The organism is Shewanella sp. SM21 (assembly GCF_025654335.1).
In the GTDB taxonomy this organism is placed as follows: Bacteria; Pseudomonadota; Gammaproteobacteria; order Enterobacterales; family Shewanellaceae; genus Shewanella; species Shewanella oncorhynchi.
This window is the reverse complement of the sequence record NZ_JAKKRL010000004.1, coordinates 284,472-302,846: the sequence shown is the minus strand read 5'-3', so window position 1 is coordinate 302,846 and position 18,375 is coordinate 284,472. Positions and strand designations below refer to the sequence as shown.

The following is an 18,375-nucleotide window of genomic DNA, read 5'->3' as shown; positions in this document are numbered from 1 at the left end:
TCATGGACTAAATCAAAGCAAATAAGATGCCAACACATCAGGTTTTACGACAGCATATCGAAAAGAATTAACTCTGGGAGGTGTCAAATTGATGCTTATGCCATCAATACAAAAAAACTAAAGAGCCTATCCGGCTAGCGAGCAGTAAATATGCCTATCATTTCACTAACGTTGATGACGGCGATAAAATTGCTGGGAAGCAAATTCATCGGTCATTTTTTGCTCCCTTTTTTGTTCAACCACTTGACGCTTCTTCTCTTTACTGGCTAAGAGTAATTCTACTGCCTTACGTTTTTTTTGCTTTTCCAACCAATGTTGTTGTCGATATTCTTTTTGCTTTTCACCGTCGGCTACGACGCGATTTTGCTGGATAATTGCGTCATCGATCTGACGAATAAAACGGTGAAACTGGTGATAGTGACTAGCACTGATGGCTTGACCTTGCTGGGATTGCATTTGCTTCATGTATTCTAAGCGATAGTTATTCAGAGCACTGAGTTGATTCAACCGTTTTTGACACTCTAACTGCGCCGATTTTAACAATAAAGCCGCTTGTTCTTCGGCATCATTAGCAAGCTTTAACACTAACAACAAGGGATCGGCGTTAGCCATACTAGACCTCGATTAATTCGATGACGCCATTATTTGCACTGTGCAGCAAGTTGCCCAAGCATGACTTGGCTATCGGCAAAGCTAAATGCATCACGCATGGTTTGTCGCAAAAAAGCATTCATTGCTGGCTGCAGTCGTATCGCATTATCAATGCGCGGATCGCTTCCTTGGGCATAGGCCCCAATAGAAATCAAATCTCGATTTTGCTGATACAAAGAATAGGTTTGTTTCACGCGGCGCATCGCCTCCAAATGTTCATTGGAAATCACCATAGGCGCGACTCGGCTAATAGAAGCTTCAATATCAATCGCAGGATAGTGCCCCGAATCCGCAAGCGAACGTGACAAGACAATGTGACCATCAAGGATCGCCCGCGAAGCATCGGCAATGGGATCCTGTTGATCGTCTCCTTCCGTCAACACAGTATAAAATGCCGTAATTGAACCTTGCCCAGGGCCACCATTTCCGGCGCGCTCAACTAAACGTGGCAATTTTGCAAATACAGAAGGCGGATAACCTTTAGTCGCAGGCGGTTCACCCACAGCCAAAGCAATTTCACGCTGCGCTTGGGCGTAGCGCGTTAAACTGTCCATAAGCAATAAAACGTTATAGCCTAAATCGCGGAAGTATTCGGCAATACGAGTAGAGGTTTCACAGGCGCGAAGGCGCATCAGAGGCGATGTATCCGCAGGCGCAGCAACGACGACTGAACGCGCTCGACCTTTCTCACCAAGAATTTCCTCAATAAACTCTTTCACTTCCCGGCCACGCTCACCCACTAGCCCAACCACAATAATGTCGGCGGTAGTACCGCGAGTCATCATACCTAAGAGCACACTCTTACCGACACCTGAGCCCGCAAACAAGCCCATACGTTGGCCTTTGCCCACGGTCAGCATAGCGTTGATAGCGCGAACGCCAACGTCCAGCGGTTCAGTAATGGCACGGCGAGATAAAGGATTAATGGCAGCGCTATGTCTTGGCGCTTGTTGGTCGGTTTGCAACGCGCCTAAACCATCTAAAGGCACGCCGTTACCATCGAGTACGCGTCCTAGCAGGGATAAACCAACATTGAGTCCAGTTTGTTCCCCCAAAGGCACAACCCGCGCACCGGGCAATACACCACGTAATTCTTCAATGGGCATTAAATATAATAGTTCGCCATCAAACCCGACCACCTCGGCGATTAACTCGCCCGCCATGGTTTCAATCGAACATAAGCTGCCCACAGGCGCACGGCAACCGCTTGCTTCTAACGTTAAGCCAACAACACGCACCAGTTGACCACTGGCCACTGCGCGAAATGGCGGCACCTTACCCTGATGATGATTAAGCCTATTCAGCAGTTGATGTTGCCGATTTTGCATCTGATTTTGCCTCTAATTGCTCACCTGTGTTTGAGGCAGATTGTATATCCTCAGCATGTTGAGAAACCGTATCGACAACCTGATCATCAAGCTCTGTTCCCACAGCCTCAGAAGCCGCAACGTGTTTTGCGGTATCTTCAACCTCTATCGCCTCTTGCAGTTGACGCTGCTTATCACTTAAGTGAGCATGTTGGTTCCGTAAGGACTCAAACACAGCATCAATACGCGATGCGAGGGTCAAATCGACTAAAGAACGATGACTACTGAGAATACAGTCACCAGGGCTTAAGGAAGGGTCAACTTCAAGTTCCCACTTACTGCGGGTCAATTGAGCGCTGGAATAAAGTTGTTCGACTAAAATAACATCGTCAGGATGCAAGCGGATTGTGACCGTTTGCTCTTTTATCGGCAGCGATTCTATACCTAAGCGCAATGCCGAAAGCACTTGTTCAGGATGAGTTTTTAATTCGTGGCCAATGACAGATTTCGCTAATGTCATACTCAGGTTCAGTAGCGAAAGTTCAATATCGCCATCGAGCAATTGCAATGGTTTTTCAAATTGGGCTAATAAGGTTTCAAAACGCGAGAGCAATATTTTTGCTTGGGCTAAACCGGTTTCTAATCCTTGCTCATGCCCTTGGGCGAGCCCTTCAGTATGGCCCTGCTCTAACCCTTCTAAACGTCCTTTTTCTAGCCCTTGCTCATACCCTTGCAGCTTACCTTCGCTAAAGCCTTCTTCTTCGGCTTGGGCGCGAATGTCTTCAATCTCAGCCATAGTCGGTGGAGAAACACTTTCCACAGTAGTCGACTTAGTGGCTTGATGATTAGAATGGCCGAACAGATTTGAGATAGAATCATCATCGGCTTCAGTCACATCTGGCAGCGCCCAGTGACTAAATTCGACATCTCCTTCGCTCAAGACCTTATTCAACAATTTATTGTCGCTCGGATTAGAGGAACTCATCGCCACCACCGCCGCCTAACATGATTTCGCCGCTGTCACTTAAGCGACGAGCAATAGACAGGATTTCTTTTTGTGCGACTTCCACTTCACTGATACGGATTGGGCCCATGGCTTCAAGGTCATCACGCAACAATTCAGCGGCACGTTTTGACATGTTACCCAAGATTTTTTCTTTCAGTTGATCATCAGTGCCTTTGAGCGCCTTCATCAGTACATCTTGCTGCACTTCACGCAACAGGGCTTGAATACCGCGGTCATCGACATCGATTAAGTTTTCAAATACAAACATCAAATCTTGGATTTGCTGCGCCATTTCTTCATCAGACTCGCGCATGGTTTCCATCAACTGACTTTCGATACCCGTATCTAAGTAGTTCATTATGTTGGCGGCCGCTTTTAAGCCACCCATTTTTGCGGCCTGGGCGCCACCTTGACCGGCAAACTGTTTCTCCATGATGTCGTTCAACTCTTGCAGTGCTGCAGGCTGCACTTCTTCAAGATTTGCAATACGCATCATCAAGTCTAAGCGGGTATTCTCAGGGAATTGACCAAAAATTTCCGCCGCTTGATCGGGTTCTAGATAAGACAAAACAATGGTTTGGATCTGTGGATGTTCGTTTTGAATAATGGTCGCCACTTGGCGCGCATCCATCCACTTCAACGAGTCCAAACCTTTAGCGCCACTGCCCATGATAATCTGTTCAATCAGATTACCCGCTTTATCTTCACCCAGCGCGGCGGTTAAGGCTTTACGGACGAACTCTTCGCTGTTGAAACCAATTGAAGAATACTTTTGAATATCATCAAGAAACAGCTTATGTACCCCGATAACTTTTTCCTGACCAAACTCATCCATTGCCGCCATGGCCATACCCACTTTTTGCACTTGCTTCGGCTCTAAGTGTTTTAAAATGGATGCAGCATCAGCCTCACTCAAACTGAGGAGTAAAATAGCGGTCTTTTCAACGCCACTAATATCTTTGATATTAAAGGCAGGTGCGGCCGCAGGAGCCACTTCTTTCGTTTTATTCTCAGCCATTGTCTTGTAACCAGTTTTTCACGACTTGAGTAGAGAGCTCAGGCTCATTCGCCACGAGCGCACGGATAGCTTTAATCATATCATCATCTTTGTGAAGATTAGGGATATGAATTGAGCCATCGTCAGCATAACTGTATTCCGCCTCTTGAGTATTGAGCATCCCTAGCGTATCAGCCGCATATTGGTCCTCAATTTCTGCTAATTCATTACCTAATCTGCCATCCTCAGGCATATTCACACTGTCAGGATAGATTAAGCGTTTCAGCATAGGACGTACCACAGCTAAAATCAGCACCAAAATCACTAGCGCACCAATACCAAGCTTAATCGCACGCCAAAACCAAGGTTGCTCCCAAAGTTCAGGTGCGGGTAAATCTTCAACCAATTGATCCATAAAGGGAACAGTTACCACTTCCAGCACATCACCCCGTTGTGAGCTAAAACCAACCGCGCCTTCAAGCAAACGACGGATATTGGTCAGTTCTTGTTCGGTACGGGCAACACGGGCTACTTGACCATTTTCTCCAGCGGCACCAGGTTTAAAGTCCACCGCGACTGACACACTAATACGGCGCACTGCACCAACTTGCTGGCGGGTATGGCTAATGGTGGTATCTAATTCAAAGTTACGGGTCGCTTCGCGGTGCGAATTACCTGCTGCAGCCGTTGCTGATTCTGCCGCTTTTGTTGCATCTTCTGGAATATTAGACTCCATTGGCGGTTGATTGGATAACGCGCCAGGGATCCCACCAGAAGAGCCGCCAGTGGTGTTATTTTCAACTGTCATTTCACTGCGCAGTGCCGGTAAATCAGGGTTAAAACGCTTTGATGTTTGCTCAACCGCAGTAAAATCCATACTGACGTCGACTTGAGAGGTAAAATTATCAGGACCTAAAATTGGCACCAGAATCGATTCAATCTTAGTGCGATATTCAGCTTCTTTTTGCTGTACTAATTCAAGTTCACGTCGAGCCGTTGCAGAGGCGCCATCTTGGCTGCCAGAGTTCAATAAACGGCCGTTAGAGTCTGTTACCGTCACCCTTGATGGTTCTAAACCTTGTACTGCAGAAGCAACAATATCGACGATAGCATCGACTTCACCTTGGCCTAAGCCACCGCGACGGGTATTGATCACCACAGTTGCACTCGGTTTAGAGGCATTGCGGGCGAAGACGTTTTCTTTAGGTAACGCAAGAATGACTTTGGCACGGCTGACACTTTGTAGTTGCTCTATCGCACGGGCGAGGTTTTCTTCTTGGCTATGCTTAAGACGAGCCTGTTCCATGCGTTGGCTGACACCAAAGCCACTGTCTTTATTCAAAAAATCTTGGTTGGCCGCAGGACTGTCGATACCTGCACGACTCAACATCATTTTGACTTCTTGATATTTATCTTCAGGAACTTTAATAACGTCCACGTCGATTTGGTACTTAACTTTATTTTTATCAAGTACATCTAGCACTTGAACCATTTCCTGAGTTTCCATTTTACCCAATGGACGATACTCTGGCTCCTGCGCCCACAGCATGACAAATACCGCCAAGGCTAAACAAATCGCTAAGGCTAAAATCATAGTCACTTGGCGCATCATATCGACACCGCCAAGATTTCCCATCATTCCTGACTTATGTTCTTGCTGGACACCTTGGTCAGCTAAACCGGAATTGGATCCGACAATCATTTCTGTACTCACGATTCGTACCTGCTAATTGGGTTATTCACTGGCCTAGACAGGCATGCTCATTATTTCTTTGTAGGCTTCGACAAGCTTATTACGCACTTGCACTGTCGCCTCGAAAGCAACACTCGCTTTCTCACGGGCAATCACAGTGTCCGATAAAGAAACGGTAGTATCACCCATCTCTAAACGTGTCGCGAGGTTTGACGATGCGGACTGTAAGCCGCTGACATTGCCTACGGCTTGCGATAGCAACTGACCGAAGTCTGCACCACTGGTGTTATTCACTTGCTGCATGATATTTGGCTGAACGCCAAACGACGGCGTTATTTCGCCTTGGAGTTTCTGCATTTCCTGCAGGAATGAATTTGCGCCTATTTGCATGCTGAGCTCCCAGTCGTCGAATTCTTGACGATCAAAATACCGATAACGGGACAATGCAAAATAACGGCCAAGTTTTCAGATGGTCGTGATTGATAATAAATTGACGGGATAAGAAGATGTCAATATCTAAGGATTTGGGATGAAATGAGCCACTTTTACGGTTGTGTATTTTAATAAATACAGCCTCACACTCAATGTGGAGGCTGCGAGATGATAACTTGAATTTATAGACTAATTTGGCAGTTGGATCCCCATATCACGCATCCTTGCCATCTTGTATCTTAGGGTTCGTGCGCTAATTCCTAGCTTTTCGGCGACTAACTTACGACTTCCTTGGCATTGATTAAGGGTCTCTAAAATAATCACATGTTCTTGAGCTTTGAGCTCTTCACCTAAACCGTCTGGCTCAGAAGAAAATGGTTCTAGATCTTCACCGCTTAAAATCACATCCTGCGCATCGATAATAATGTCATTGGCAGTGATCAATTGACCAGCTCTTAATATCAAAGCACGCTGGATCACATTGTCGAGTTCACGTACGTTCCCAGGCCAGCGATGACTCAATAAACGTCGACGCGCATTCTCATCCAACTCAGGCACATCGGCAACATTCAATGCCTTAGCATGTTTAGCTAGTAAATGACGCGCAAGAGGTAAAATATCTGCAGGACGTTGACTTAACGCAGGCCAAGCTAAAGGAAATACGTTAATTCGATAGTAGAGATCTTCCCTAAATCCCCCTGCGGCGACCACTGCCTTTAAATCACGATTGGATGTAGCAAGCACGCGCACATCCAATTTAATAGTTTTACGGCCACCTAAACGCTCAACTTCACGCTCTTGCAAAACCCGCAACAACTTAGCTTGTAAGCCTAAATCCATCTCAGAGATTTCATCGAGCAGCAAAGTGCCACCTTGAGCCTGCTCAAATTTCCCCGGACACGCTTGATAAGCCCCCGTAAATGCACCCTTTTCATAACCAAAAAGGGTGGCTTCGAGCATGTTCTCAGGAATAGCGGCACAGTTAATGGCCACAAAGGCTTGATTAGCACGGCTACTATGTTGATGAATATAACGGGCCAAAACCTCTTTACCCGAACCGCTAGGACCTAAGATCATGACAGAGGCATCGGAGGCGGCAACCCGTTGAGCAAGTGCTAATAATGCTAAACTTTTCTCATCAGCGACGACGGGCTGATCCACATTTTGTTTTAATGGCAAATAGCGTGAGACTTGATTGAGTAACACTTCTGGTGCAAAAGGTTTGGCTAAATAATCAACAGCACCTAATTTTATAGCGTTCACCGCGCTACCAATAGTCGCGTAGGCCGTCATCAACAGCACTGGCAACTTAGGATGATGCTGCTGCAGATAGTTCAATAAACCTAAACCACCAATACCTTGCATCTGCACATCGCTAATAACTAAATCAAACTGATGTTGTTTCAAGGCTAAAATAGCGTCTTCACCGGAGGCAACATCAACACACTCATACTGAGCCAGCATTAAGGTATCCAACAAGGCTTCACGTAATGAAGCATCATCCTCAACGAGCAATAACTTTGCTTCAGACATGGGTAATCTCCAAAGGTAATATCACCGCGGATTTAGCCCGTGGGAATACTAAAGACACAGTACAGCCTTTATTCGGTACACAACTGAGTTGCAGTTGCCCCCCATGATTGCGCACCACAGATTGCACAACGGCTAACCCAAGCCCAGTTCCCTGCGACTTAGTCGTAAAGAAAGGTTCAAATACCTTCTGCTGCATAGTGGCGTCTAAGCCTTTACCATTATCGATGACGTCCAATAATAACCGTTCGCCCTCTTCCTTCGCTTGGATACGAATTTCAGTTGCTCCGGCTTCTATGCTGTTCATGACTAAATTATTAATCGCCGAGCTTAATGCATTGGAATTAGCTAACATCGAGCTGCTTGACGCATCATCAAATAACAAGTCACAGCCTTGCTTTGCCGCTATCGGCTCACAATTTGCCAAAACATTGTCGATAACCTCAGCCAACGAGATTAGATCTCCAAGTTCATCCTGACGACCTTTCGCCATCAATAGCATGTCGTTAACCTGCCGCTCGAGTTCATTGAGTCTATCAACAAGTTTTTGCTGGAATTTCGCTTTAGCAGCATCAGATAACTTAGGGCTCGCAAGATTAGAGGCATATAACAAAGCGGCAGATAAAGGCGTGCGCACCTGATGGGCCAAAGTTGCTACCATCTTGCCCAGTGCAGATAAACGTTGTAGATGGGAGATATTTTTCTGTAATAACCGAGTTTCAGTCAGATCAGTTAGCACAATTAATTGACCAGGCTCTGGCGTCAATGGCGTAATCGCTAATTTAACGCGGCGGCCATTACGCAGTGACACTTCGTGGCCATCATCGTCCTGCGGCGCAAAGGCACTGTGGATCACATCAATCCAGCGAACGCCACATAAGGAGCGCTCAAGTAATTCAACTGCTACCGGATTGGCATCCGTGACTATACCGTCGCCATTGATAATCACCACGCCAGATGGCATAGCCTGTAAAATATGCTCCATTCGATTGGACATATTCGCGGCCTCACGCAGTTGGTTCCATTGTTTGCTAGTGTGCTTGAATGACTCAATTTGCGCTAGTGGGTTGGCTGACATAGTCACTCCGTCAAAAAATTGCTTATGACGGGGTGACTGCAGTATCTATGCCAAATTGGAAATTGAACTTTAGAGGTTAAAACAACTTATATAACAATAAAATAGAAAACTAATCTTTGGTCATTCCGTACTTACGCATTTTTTCTACAAGCGTTGTACGGCGTATTCCAAGCATTTCAGCAGCGCGAGCTACGACATTATCTTGTAGCTCTAGCGCCTGACGTATCATGTCTATTTCTAGTTCTGCTAACAAATCCTTAAGGTTCACACCTTCAGGCGGCAGCTCACTAGGGAAACGCGTTTCAGGGATTTCAACCGGCTCTTCATCGCTAAAGATAGAAGCTAAAGCATCACGTTCCTGTTGCTCTTCACTCATCTCTACACAATATTCGGGCACATCGATATGGCGATATTTGACAGGTAAATCGTTAACATCGACCAGTCCACCCGGATATAAAATGGTGAGGCGTTCGACTAAATTAGACAGCTCGCGCACGTTGCCCGACCAAGCATGTTCTTTCAGCGACTCTATCGCACGCTGCGTAAAACGCACCTTACCACGGCCTTCGTTATAGACTCGGCTAACTAACTCTTGTAATAGCAAAGGCACATCGTCCTTGCGATCACACAACGCGGGCATTTCAATCGGGAATACGTTTAGGCGGTAATAAAGATCCTCACGGAACTCATTAACGCTGATCATGGTTTCTAAATCTCTATGTGTCGCAGCAACTACGCGTACATCAGCATTAATAGTCTTAGTACCACCAACGCGCTCAAATACCCGCTCTTGCAGCACACGGAGTAATTTAACTTGCATTTGTAGTGGCATGTCTCCTATTTCATCGAGAAATAGTGTACCACCTTCAGCTAATTCAAAACGGCCTTTACGAGAACAGATTGCCCCCGTAAATGACCCCTTTTCATGACCAAATAGCTCACTCTCTAATAACTCAGGCGGTATAGCACCACAGTTAACAGGGATAAATGGACCGTCACGGCGCTCAGACAAATAATGGATATTACGGGCGACCACTTCTTTACCTGTACCTGATTGACCCAGAACAAGCACGGTTGCCTCAGATGTTGCTACTTGATTTATCAAGTGCCTCACATTCGCAATACCATCACTGCGTCCCACTAAGCTTCGGAATAACTTTGTTTGATTCGCACTAGTAGGGACTTGAGGCCGTTTAACTTGACCGAATACTTGGCAAAAGTGTAATAATTCAGTGAGCTGAGGATACGTTAAAGGTTCTTCTATATGTCCAAGAATATTAGACACTTGCAGATCGTCAACATTGCCAAGCAACAGCATAGGTTGCCATGGATGTTGACCTGCGATGTTTTTAAGCCCATCAGCATCCATAACATCAGTTAGGATAACTAAAGCTCGAAAACGGGTATCTTGGAGGCTAGCACTTAATTTTTCGGTGTCAATTTGTACAAATTGCTCACCTAAAAAATCCAAAATGCAACACAGGCGATTTAATCGCTCTGATGGAGGGCCGATAAGTAAAATTCGTTGATCTGTTTGCATCATTCAGTAGGCCGTAAAGCTCTAATATGTATTAATTCGCATTAATTATTTATGATTAGTTGCTGTAAAAGCTTAACAAATTCAATGTAACAATCTGTGCCACCATCACTACTTATGATGAATATTGTATTATCAGCAGACGAGAAGCAAGCCTCAGATGAGGTTTATGCCAAACTGAATTGATTTTAGTTCATTTACATCATGATTCTAGTCTAAAACGTCAATACTTTGACTTTTAGCCAAAAAAAAGACGCAACCAGTGCGTCTATTTTTAATCACGAAATAAGATATTAACCCGCTTCAGAATGCGCAGAAATATTATGTTTATCTGCAGGAATTGCATCCCAACCTTCTTTGATAGTACGTAAAATATCACATACATCATCAATCGCTTTCACATCATTATTTACGTTAGCTTCAGAAATTCTACGCAACATAAAGTCATATAAATCACTCAAATTTCTAGCTATCTGGCCACCAGCATCCATATCTAGGCTATTGTTTAAACCAGTAATAATCCCAATAGCTTTGCCAATGTACATACCTTTATTAGACAAGTCATTTTGTTCAATCGCAAGACGACTTTGTGCTAAACGTTGCAGTGCCCCCGCAAACATAAGCTGAATAATACGATGTGGTGACGCAACAGTAATTTCACTCTCTAAAGACACCTTACGATACGATTGCAGTGATCCTCTCATAAACACCTACCTGTTTAAATCTATAGTCTCATAAACACTAATCTGGCGCTTATTCTTATTACCTGCATGTAATAATGCTTGCCTATCTGCCATAACAACACTTGCTTTACCTGTGTACTCTTGAGTAAGTTCAAGCTGATGTTGAAGATAATCAACATCTGTCATATTAGCATCAGCCACTAATACATTGAGTAAAATTTGACGCTCTCCAACCAGTACTTGCAAGTTCGACACCAACTCGTCAGATTGAGGCTCTTCAGCAGGAAGCTGAGTCAGTTTATTTAAATTTTCACTCAAAAGGACATTAAGCTCATCGAGTTGTTTCACTTATACTCCCCTTACTCATTTATAATTTCACTATCGTTTTTTAACAGCTCCAGGAAGCGAATTCAAACGATCAACAAGACCACTGCTCTGCTGATTTAGTTTTCCAACGACAAGATCCATCGCATTAAATTGCTTCGTTAAACGGGCTGTTAGTTGATCCATTTTAAGCGTGAAAGCTTCTCTTCTATCTGTAAGCTGGCTTTGTTGATTAGTATATCCGGTTTGACGTGACGCAATTAATCCTCGAGACTTGACATAACTATCAGCAAGATCATTAAAGCGATTAGCAAGCCCTTTATCTGGTGTCGAGAATAATGCCTCAACACTGGCCATATCTTCAGAGATGACTTTATTAAGTTTAGTATCATCGACAGACAACTTACCATATCTATCTGTTTTTATACCAATATCATATAATGCTATCGAACTGCCGCTATCAGTTGGCACTCGTTCACTCGATATACTTCGGAGTTGCGATTCTATAGAACGGATCATAGAGTCGCCCTGTAATGCAGCTGCTGTTTTTTTCTCTTTATCATAAGACGACATTTTATCAACTGCAGTCGCTAAACTATTGTAGGCATCGACAAAAGCTTTCACATTTGTCTTTACTGCATCATCATCTTGTTCAATTTTTAACGTAGTCGTCTTAGAAACATCAGCATCAGTTAAGTTTAACGTCACCCCCGCAATAGCATTTTTAACTTCATTAGTTTGTGAGGTAACTTTCTGATTATCGATATAAACAACTGCATTTTTAGCATCTTGAAGCGTGGAGATATTACCAGCACCGAACATATCATTTAGTCCAGTTCCAGTCGTGTCATTAGCTGTAATACTAATTTGATTGTCTTCACCTGACTTATCTGAACTAAAAACCAATCGACTGCCTGCATCACTGGTAATAACGGTTGCAGTTACGCCCGCATTATCTGGGGATTCATTAACTTTTTTAGCAATGGCAGCAAGTGAATCGGTAGCCGAAACATCAATGGAGAAATTCTTACCATTGATACCAAAATCAAGGCTCCCTTCACCTACAGGTAATCCAGGATCTGCAACGTTTTTTCCAGCAATTTTATGATTTACCGCAAGTTGCTCAACTTTAATACCATAGCTACCCGCTTGTGCGGTTTTGTCTGTTGTTGCTGACAAATAAGTTTGATTACTAACAGAAACCTTACGCAGATTGAGGGCATCGCCAGTTTGAAGTTTTTTTAAGGCATCTTGAAACGTAGACAACGCACTTTTTAAGGTTCCCATAGCAGAAACTTTTGCTTTGATGCTGTCTTCCGTTTTATTAAACATCGCTTCTTTCGGTGTTTTTTCGGCATCAACTAAAACTTGCACAATTTCACTAATTTTAAGGCCAGATCCCATGCCTGTTGCTGTTAATGCCATATAGACCTCTCAATCAAACGTACTTACAAATATTTATGCTTCTGTTTTCATCAAAAGCCCTGTGACTTCTGATAGTTTTTCTGCCAAGGCTAATGCTTCTTCACTCGGCATTTGTCTAATCACATCACCAGTATCTCGGTCAAGTACAGTCACAACAGCTTGTCCAGAGTTCTCATCAACCTTAAATGCTAAACCTTTACGCATCATAGACATCATATCAGACAACTCTGTGGCAACTTGAGCCAGCTTACTCGGGTTCTGTTCATTTTTCGTTACATCTTGTTCCGCAGCTTGTTCAATAGCCGTATTTCGCTTTAACTCAGCATCTGGAGCAGATGCTTTTAGTGGCGTTTGAGCTAAATCAACCTTACTGTGAAGCATAGAAGGTGAACTTGCTATATTGATATCCATAACCATACCTCAGCAAATTTAGTAATAACTTTAAATAGTTACATTAAAATTACCCTATAAAACTACATTAACCTTTAAAGTGGCAAAGGGAGATCCGTCACCGAACCTCCCTTATCACTTTCTCACTATTCTGCGTTAAACTACAGCAGTGACAAGGCCACTTGAGGTAACTGGTTGGCTTGGGCCAACATTGCAGAACCCGTTTGTTGTAACACTTGATTCTTGGTCATTTGTGATGTTTCTTTCGCAAAATCCACATCCACAATTCGGCTCTTAGCATCAGCAACGTTTGCTTGAGTATTAGCACTGTTACTGATGTTGTATGCTAGGCGGTTTTGTTTAGCACCTAAGTTAGCACGCTGACTATCAATCGTTTTAATGGCTGCATCAATATTCGCAAGTGCAGTTGAACGACCAGCAGAACTTCCAACAGACAAACTATTAACAGATAAAGCGCCAGCATTCGTTGCTTTTACTGAAATAGTAACGTCTTCACCTTCTTGGTGTCCGACTTGGAAGGTCTTACCTGCGGAGAAATCACCATTCAGTAATTTTGTGCTACCAAATGCAGTTGTATCACCGATTGCTGTAATTTCTAATGCCAGTTCATCAATCTCACTTTGCAATGCTGTCAAATCATCAGTGCTGTTAGAACCGTTCTCTGCTTGTACTGTCAAATCACGCATACGTTGAAGCATGTTAGTCTGTTCTTGCATCGCACCTTCAGAAATCTGGGCGATTGAAATGGCATCGTTAGCATTGCGCATACCAACATCAAGGCCACGCACTTGGCTGTTTAGTCGGTTAGATATCGCTAAACCAGCAGCGTCATCTTTGGCACTGTTAATACGCAGACCACTGGATAAACGTTCCATAGATGTGGCCAAACCGCCTGCGGAAGTATTTAAATTCTTTTGAGCTTTTAATGAAGTGACGTTTGTGTTTACTGTAATGGCCATGATCGTTTCCTCTTTATACCTGGCTTGTGAACTTGCCTGTCTACTTAAGCCAGGCGGGTCTTAGTGGTTACAGTATATTTAACGGCAGTATCTTTTTTAACTTTAGAGTTATTTTTTAAAATATCTTGATTTTAAAAAATAACTCTAATTATCATAAACATAAATATCAACTCCTATAAAACTTTGCCTACTTTTCTAGATAATTCTAGAACAAGTAGGCAAAAGCACTTCATATAACATCACGCAAGTAACATTAACCCAGAAGAGATAATGCAACTTGAGGTAACTGGTTAGCCTGTGCAAGCATTGCAGAACCCGTTTGTTGTAACACTTGATTCTTAGTCATAACTGAAGTTTCCTTCGCAAAATCGACATCCACGATACGACTCTTAGCATCAGCAACGTTGGCTTGAGTATTAGCACTGTTACTAATGTTATAGGCCAAACGGTTTTGCTTCGCACCTAAATTGGCTCGTTGATTGTCAATTGTTTTAATGGCAGCATCAATATTCGCAAGTGCAGTTGAACGACCAGCTGAAGTCGCTACGGATAGCGAATTAACAGATAAACTTGCAGCATTAGTTGTCCCTACCGAAATAGTGACATCCTCAGCTTCTTGGTGCCCTACTTGGAAGGTTTTACCCGCAGAAAAGCCACCAGTCATTAATTTGGTATTACCAAACGCCGTACTATCACCTATAGCAGTAATTTCTTCTGCTAATTGATCCATCTCTTTTTGCAATGCGGTTAAGTCATCAGTGCTATTCGCACCGTTTTCTGCTTGAACAGTCAAATCACGCATACGCTGCAACATATTGGTTTGCTCTTGCATCGCACCTTCGGCAATTTGAGCAATTGAAATCGCATCATTTGCGTTACGCATACCCACATCTAAACCGCGCACTTGGCTGTTCAAGCGGTTAGAAATGGCTAGACCAGCGGCATCGTCTTTTGCACTGTTAATGCGTAGACCACTGGATAAACGTTCCATTGAGGTCGCTAAACCGCTACTGGAAGTATTTAAATTCTTTTGTGCCTTCATTGAAGTCACGTTGGTATTTACTGTAATAGCCATGTTGAGTTCCTCTTCCTAGTTATACCGCCAAGGCTTGGAGCTTGGCTAAATTTTTAACAATTTATCTTACAGATGGATAGGTACTTGCTTTCTGTTAAATAAAGTCGAACAGGGAAACAGAACCCACCTTACTAAACACGCTAGAGACTGCGTTCAATGCAAGCTGTTGCTTTTCAAATTCCGTAATCGCTGATGCATAATCGAGATCTTCCAAGAGTGATAGCGCTGATGAGTTCACCACTTTCTCCTCGGTATGAGTCTCTTTGTAACTTTCGACAACTTTCAGATTATTCCCCGCCACACTTCTGGCAGAACTAATTTGATTGACGCCACTATCGATGTTATTCAATATCTGTGCCAACTGAGCTCGGCCTTGGGGAGTGTTGGCAGAATTAGGGTCTTCAATTAATGCAATCGCACTGCTGATCGTATCGAAAATACTGACTTCGGCCTGCGGCTCCATGGTGAAACTATCGCCAGCGCTGGGTTTTCCATCAATTTTAACTTCTATACCATTAAAACTAACGGGATTAGTGGCATCGAAGTTAACTACGTTTGCGACGGGATTACTTGCAGAATCGAGCACTTGCAAGTTAGTACCACCGGCACCATTATCAGTGAAGTTAAATGTATATGTATCAGCCACATAAGTTGCAGCGTCAGCAATTTTTGCTGTTTTAACGCTAAACTCCCCCTGCTGGCTGGCCAAATAATTGACGCTATAATCACCAAGTCCATTGGGTGCTTTCATAAACGCGCTATCGCCAGGGATGTTTGTCCCCATGGCAACACCCGTTTGTACTAAACTATTTTTGACGCCAGAATCGCCGCTATACACTATTTTAGGCGGCGTCGAGTTATCAAAAGCAAAAGGTTCTTTATCGGTACTGAAACCAGAGAACATATAATTGCCAGATTCATCCTTACTATTGGCAATAGAGAGCAATTCTTCTAAGCTGCCTTTCATCTCTTCGGCAATCATTTGCCGCTCAGTTCCTGAGAGTGTGCCGTTTATCGCTCGCATAACTTGCTCACGCATAGAGCCAGTTAAATCTTCAGCACTACCGAGTTTGCTTTCTGCCACAGCAAGACGATTTGTCGCATAGTCAATATTTTTCATAAACTGATCGACGAGTGCATTTTTCTGATTCAGATTATCGATACCCTGTGACGCCACAGGATCATCACCAGCAGTATTGACTTTCTTACCACTGCTCAATTGGTCAAGAATTTTGCTGGTCGCCGTTTGCTTTTGCAGCACACTGGTAATGCTTTGATTAAAAATCTGCGCGGATGATAATCGCATAGTTAAATCTCCTAACGCACTGAGGATAATAAGGTGTCAAAAATCTGCTGTGCAGTCGTCATGATCCGCGCAGAGGCTTGATAGGCTTGCTGAAAACGCATTAAATTTGCTGCTTCTTCATCTAAGTTCACGCCCGACTCACTCTCAACTCGCGCATAAGCTTGTTGATACACGGCCTCTGCCGAACCAACACGCACTTCAGCCGCTTTCGTTTTACTGCCTACCTCGAGCTTAGTGTTCTCGAACACATCAGCTAGGGTCGACTTTCCCCCATTCATCACCTTACTTTCGCTCAACTTAGCCATAGCGACAGCATTAGAGTTATCCCCCTCTGCGAAGGATAAATCGAAGGTAAATCTGTCATTGCCTGCAGCCGCTTTGCTGTCAACTTCAAAGGTAAAACCAAAAGCGCTGATACTCGGAGGCGTATAAGGGGCTGCAGCCCCAAGGGATGTTCCAGCGGCGTCGAATGCTTCATAGGTTGGAGGCACAACTGTGGTATCGAGCTTTATCGTCAACTCACTGCCCGTTACAGGGAAATTTGCGGCATTACGATTGCTAATTTGAGTCAACTTCACTTGGGTATTGCCCGAGTTAGCGGCATCTGCTGAAATCTTTGGGGATGCGGCGGCAATGCCTTTAGGGTCTTTCATGACCACTTCAATGCCATTTGAAGCACCTGCTGTCGGACGTATCGCAAAACGATCGCCAGACGCCATAGCGCCCGCTTTTATGTCAATTGAAAATCCAGATCCACCCGATAAAGTCGAGCCATTTAACGTCAGTGGCGTAATTGCCCCCGTTTTCGAATCTCTCAGTTCATAAGTTGCAGGCGCGGTAAATGACAGTTCGTAGGCACCACCAGTTAATAAACTGGTATCATCTATGGTGACGCCTAACGTTGCATTACCCGTATTACCAGAAAAACCTGCTGCACGGCCCAAAGACATCATAGGATCGTTGATATCTTTGAAGATATTGGCACCAACTTGTCCATTGAGGTCAATACCTTGTGCTTGCATTTTATTGAAGTTATCAGCCACGCCCAAGGCTAATTGATCGAGCTCATGACCCGCGGGAATTAACGTTTGATCACGATAATCAAAAATGGCCCCTAACTGACCGCCAAGTTTACTCGGATCAACAGTGACACTTTGCGAACCAATACTTGAAGTCAATTGGAGCTCATTCGGAAATGGATCACCCGCTTGGACTCCCATCGTCATAGCAATTTCGCCAGAAACCAACATCACTGAGCCACCGAGCATTACGCTCTTAGCACCATTTTCTAATGGAATAACATTCACTTGAGCGTACTGGCTTAACTCTTGAACAAGTGCATCTTGCTTATCAAGCAACTGCGCATCCTGATTCGGCGACTTCATTAACTCTAGGTTTAAATTTGCCAGTTCTGTACTGATCTCATTGATACGCTTAGTCATACCAGTGATCTGGTCATTGGTCTGATTAAGCTGGCCATTCAAATACGACTGCATCTGATTAAGACTGCTGGCAACTTGCTGTGCGTTTGTTAGGGTCGAACTCCGAATACCCAAATCTGCAGGCAAATCAGCCACACTATTCAGCCCCGAAAACAGGTCATTCAAGCTTTGTGGCACAACTTTACCTACCTGTGAAAACAGCTGATCTAGCTCACTCAATTTACCGTAGCTGGCTTCGGCGGCACTTAACGTTGTTTGGCCAATGCGTAACTCTCTTGCGGCATAGTCATTGTAGATACGCTTAACGTCATTAACGTAAGTTCCTGTGCCATAAAAACTACTGCCAAAACGCTGCGATTCAAGAGTCGACTGGGTTGCCACTTGTCTGTGGTAACCAGCGGTATTGGCGTTAGCTATGTTATTACTGGTAACACCCAGTTGCGACTGGGAGGCAAGCACCCCAGTTCGCGCTATATTCAGTAGATCAACGGCCATTAGTTGACACTCCTATGAACAAAC

At 44.1% G+C, this 18,375-nt stretch carries 17 protein-coding genes; all 17 read right to left on the bottom strand.

Annotated features, from left to right (window positions below):
- Positions 1 to 165: 165 nt before the first annotated feature.
- On the bottom strand, positions 166 to 612 hold the full coding sequence (gene fliJ, locus L5L94_RS07525; RefSeq protein WP_028761186.1) for a flagellar export protein FliJ: 447 nt from the start codon (positions 610 to 612) through the stop codon (positions 166 to 168).
- A 29-nt stretch (positions 613 to 641) separates the two neighbouring features.
- On the bottom strand, positions 642 to 1,979 hold the full coding sequence (fliI, locus tag L5L94_RS07520) for a flagellar protein export ATPase FliI (RefSeq protein WP_028761187.1): 1,338 nt from the start codon (positions 1,977 to 1,979) through the stop codon (positions 642 to 644).
- The gene (fliH, locus tag L5L94_RS07515) at positions 1,948 to 2,943 is read right to left on the bottom strand and encodes a flagellar assembly protein FliH (RefSeq protein WP_263162250.1); all 996 of its coding nucleotides are present in this window, start codon (positions 2,941 to 2,943) and stop codon (positions 1,948 to 1,950) included. The genes fliI and fliH overlap by 32 nt, the downstream gene beginning before the upstream one ends.
- Positions 2,930 to 3,982 (bottom strand): flagellar motor switch protein FliG, encoded by a 1,053-nt coding sequence (gene fliG, locus L5L94_RS07510; protein WP_028761189.1) that lies wholly within the window; start codon positions 3,980 to 3,982, stop codon positions 2,930 to 2,932. The genes fliH and fliG overlap by 14 nt, the downstream gene beginning before the upstream one ends.
- Positions 3,975 to 5,663, bottom strand: a complete 1,689-nt coding sequence (gene fliF / locus L5L94_RS07505; RefSeq protein WP_028761190.1) for a flagellar basal-body MS-ring/collar protein FliF — start codon at positions 5,661 to 5,663, stop codon at positions 3,975 to 3,977. The genes fliG and fliF overlap by 8 nt, the downstream gene beginning before the upstream one ends.
- Positions 5,664 to 5,708: 45 nt before the next feature.
- Complete coding sequence (gene fliE, locus L5L94_RS07500) at positions 5,709 to 6,044, bottom strand: flagellar hook-basal body complex protein FliE (RefSeq protein WP_028761191.1); 336 nt, start codon at positions 6,042 to 6,044, stop codon at positions 5,709 to 5,711.
- Between the two features lie 231 nt (positions 6,045 to 6,275).
- Positions 6,276 to 7,619, bottom strand: coding sequence for a sigma-54-dependent transcriptional regulator (locus L5L94_RS07495; RefSeq protein ID WP_173243795.1), 1,344 nt, complete (start codon positions 7,617 to 7,619; stop codon positions 6,276 to 6,278).
- Positions 7,612 to 8,694: a sensor histidine kinase gene (locus L5L94_RS07490; protein ID WP_113939465.1), complete on the bottom strand. Its 1,083-nt coding sequence runs from the start codon at positions 8,692 to 8,694 to the stop codon at positions 7,612 to 7,614. The genes L5L94_RS07495 and L5L94_RS07490 overlap by 8 nt, the downstream gene beginning before the upstream one ends.
- 109 nt (positions 8,695 to 8,803) lie before the next feature.
- Positions 8,804 to 10,237, bottom strand: coding sequence for a sigma-54 dependent transcriptional regulator (locus tag L5L94_RS07485; RefSeq protein WP_105251936.1), 1,434 nt, complete (start codon positions 10,235 to 10,237; stop codon positions 8,804 to 8,806).
- 287 nt (positions 10,238 to 10,524) lie between these two features.
- Positions 10,525 to 10,935: a flagellar export chaperone FliS gene (gene fliS / locus L5L94_RS07480; RefSeq protein ID WP_028761195.1), complete on the bottom strand. Its 411-nt coding sequence runs from the start codon at positions 10,933 to 10,935 to the stop codon at positions 10,525 to 10,527.
- Positions 10,936 to 10,941: 6 nt separating this feature from the next.
- Positions 10,942 to 11,262: a flagella biosynthesis chaperone for FliD, FliT gene (locus L5L94_RS07475; RefSeq protein WP_263162246.1), complete on the bottom strand. Its 321-nt coding sequence runs from the start codon at positions 11,260 to 11,262 to the stop codon at positions 10,942 to 10,944.
- Positions 11,263 to 11,292: 30 nt separating this feature from the next.
- Positions 11,293 to 12,663, bottom strand: a complete 1,371-nt coding sequence (fliD, locus tag L5L94_RS07470) for a flagellar filament capping protein FliD (RefSeq protein WP_173243786.1) — start codon at positions 12,661 to 12,663, stop codon at positions 11,293 to 11,295.
- A gap of 33 nt (positions 12,664 to 12,696) precedes the next feature.
- Complete coding sequence (locus tag L5L94_RS07465) at positions 12,697 to 13,074, bottom strand: flagellar protein FlaG (protein WP_131523081.1); 378 nt, start codon at positions 13,072 to 13,074, stop codon at positions 12,697 to 12,699.
- A 140-nt stretch (positions 13,075 to 13,214) separates the two neighbouring features.
- Positions 13,215 to 14,033, bottom strand: coding sequence for a flagellin (locus L5L94_RS07460; RefSeq protein WP_131523080.1), 819 nt, complete (start codon positions 14,031 to 14,033; stop codon positions 13,215 to 13,217).
- A gap of 253 nt (positions 14,034 to 14,286) precedes the next feature.
- Positions 14,287 to 15,108 carry a flagellin gene (locus L5L94_RS07455; RefSeq protein WP_028761199.1) on the bottom strand — a complete coding sequence of 274 codons (822 nt, stop codon included), beginning with the start codon at positions 15,106 to 15,108 and terminating at the stop codon, positions 14,287 to 14,289.
- Positions 15,109 to 15,202: 94 nt separating this feature from the next.
- The gene (gene flgL, locus L5L94_RS07450) at positions 15,203 to 16,414 is read right to left on the bottom strand and encodes a flagellar hook-associated protein FlgL (protein WP_198572631.1); all 1,212 of its coding nucleotides are present in this window, start codon (positions 16,412 to 16,414) and stop codon (positions 15,203 to 15,205) included.
- 11 nt (positions 16,415 to 16,425) lie between these two features.
- Complete coding sequence (flgK, locus tag L5L94_RS07445) at positions 16,426 to 18,351, bottom strand: flagellar hook-associated protein FlgK (protein ID WP_263162239.1); 1,926 nt, start codon at positions 18,349 to 18,351, stop codon at positions 16,426 to 16,428.
- Positions 18,352 to 18,375 lie beyond the last annotated feature (24 nt).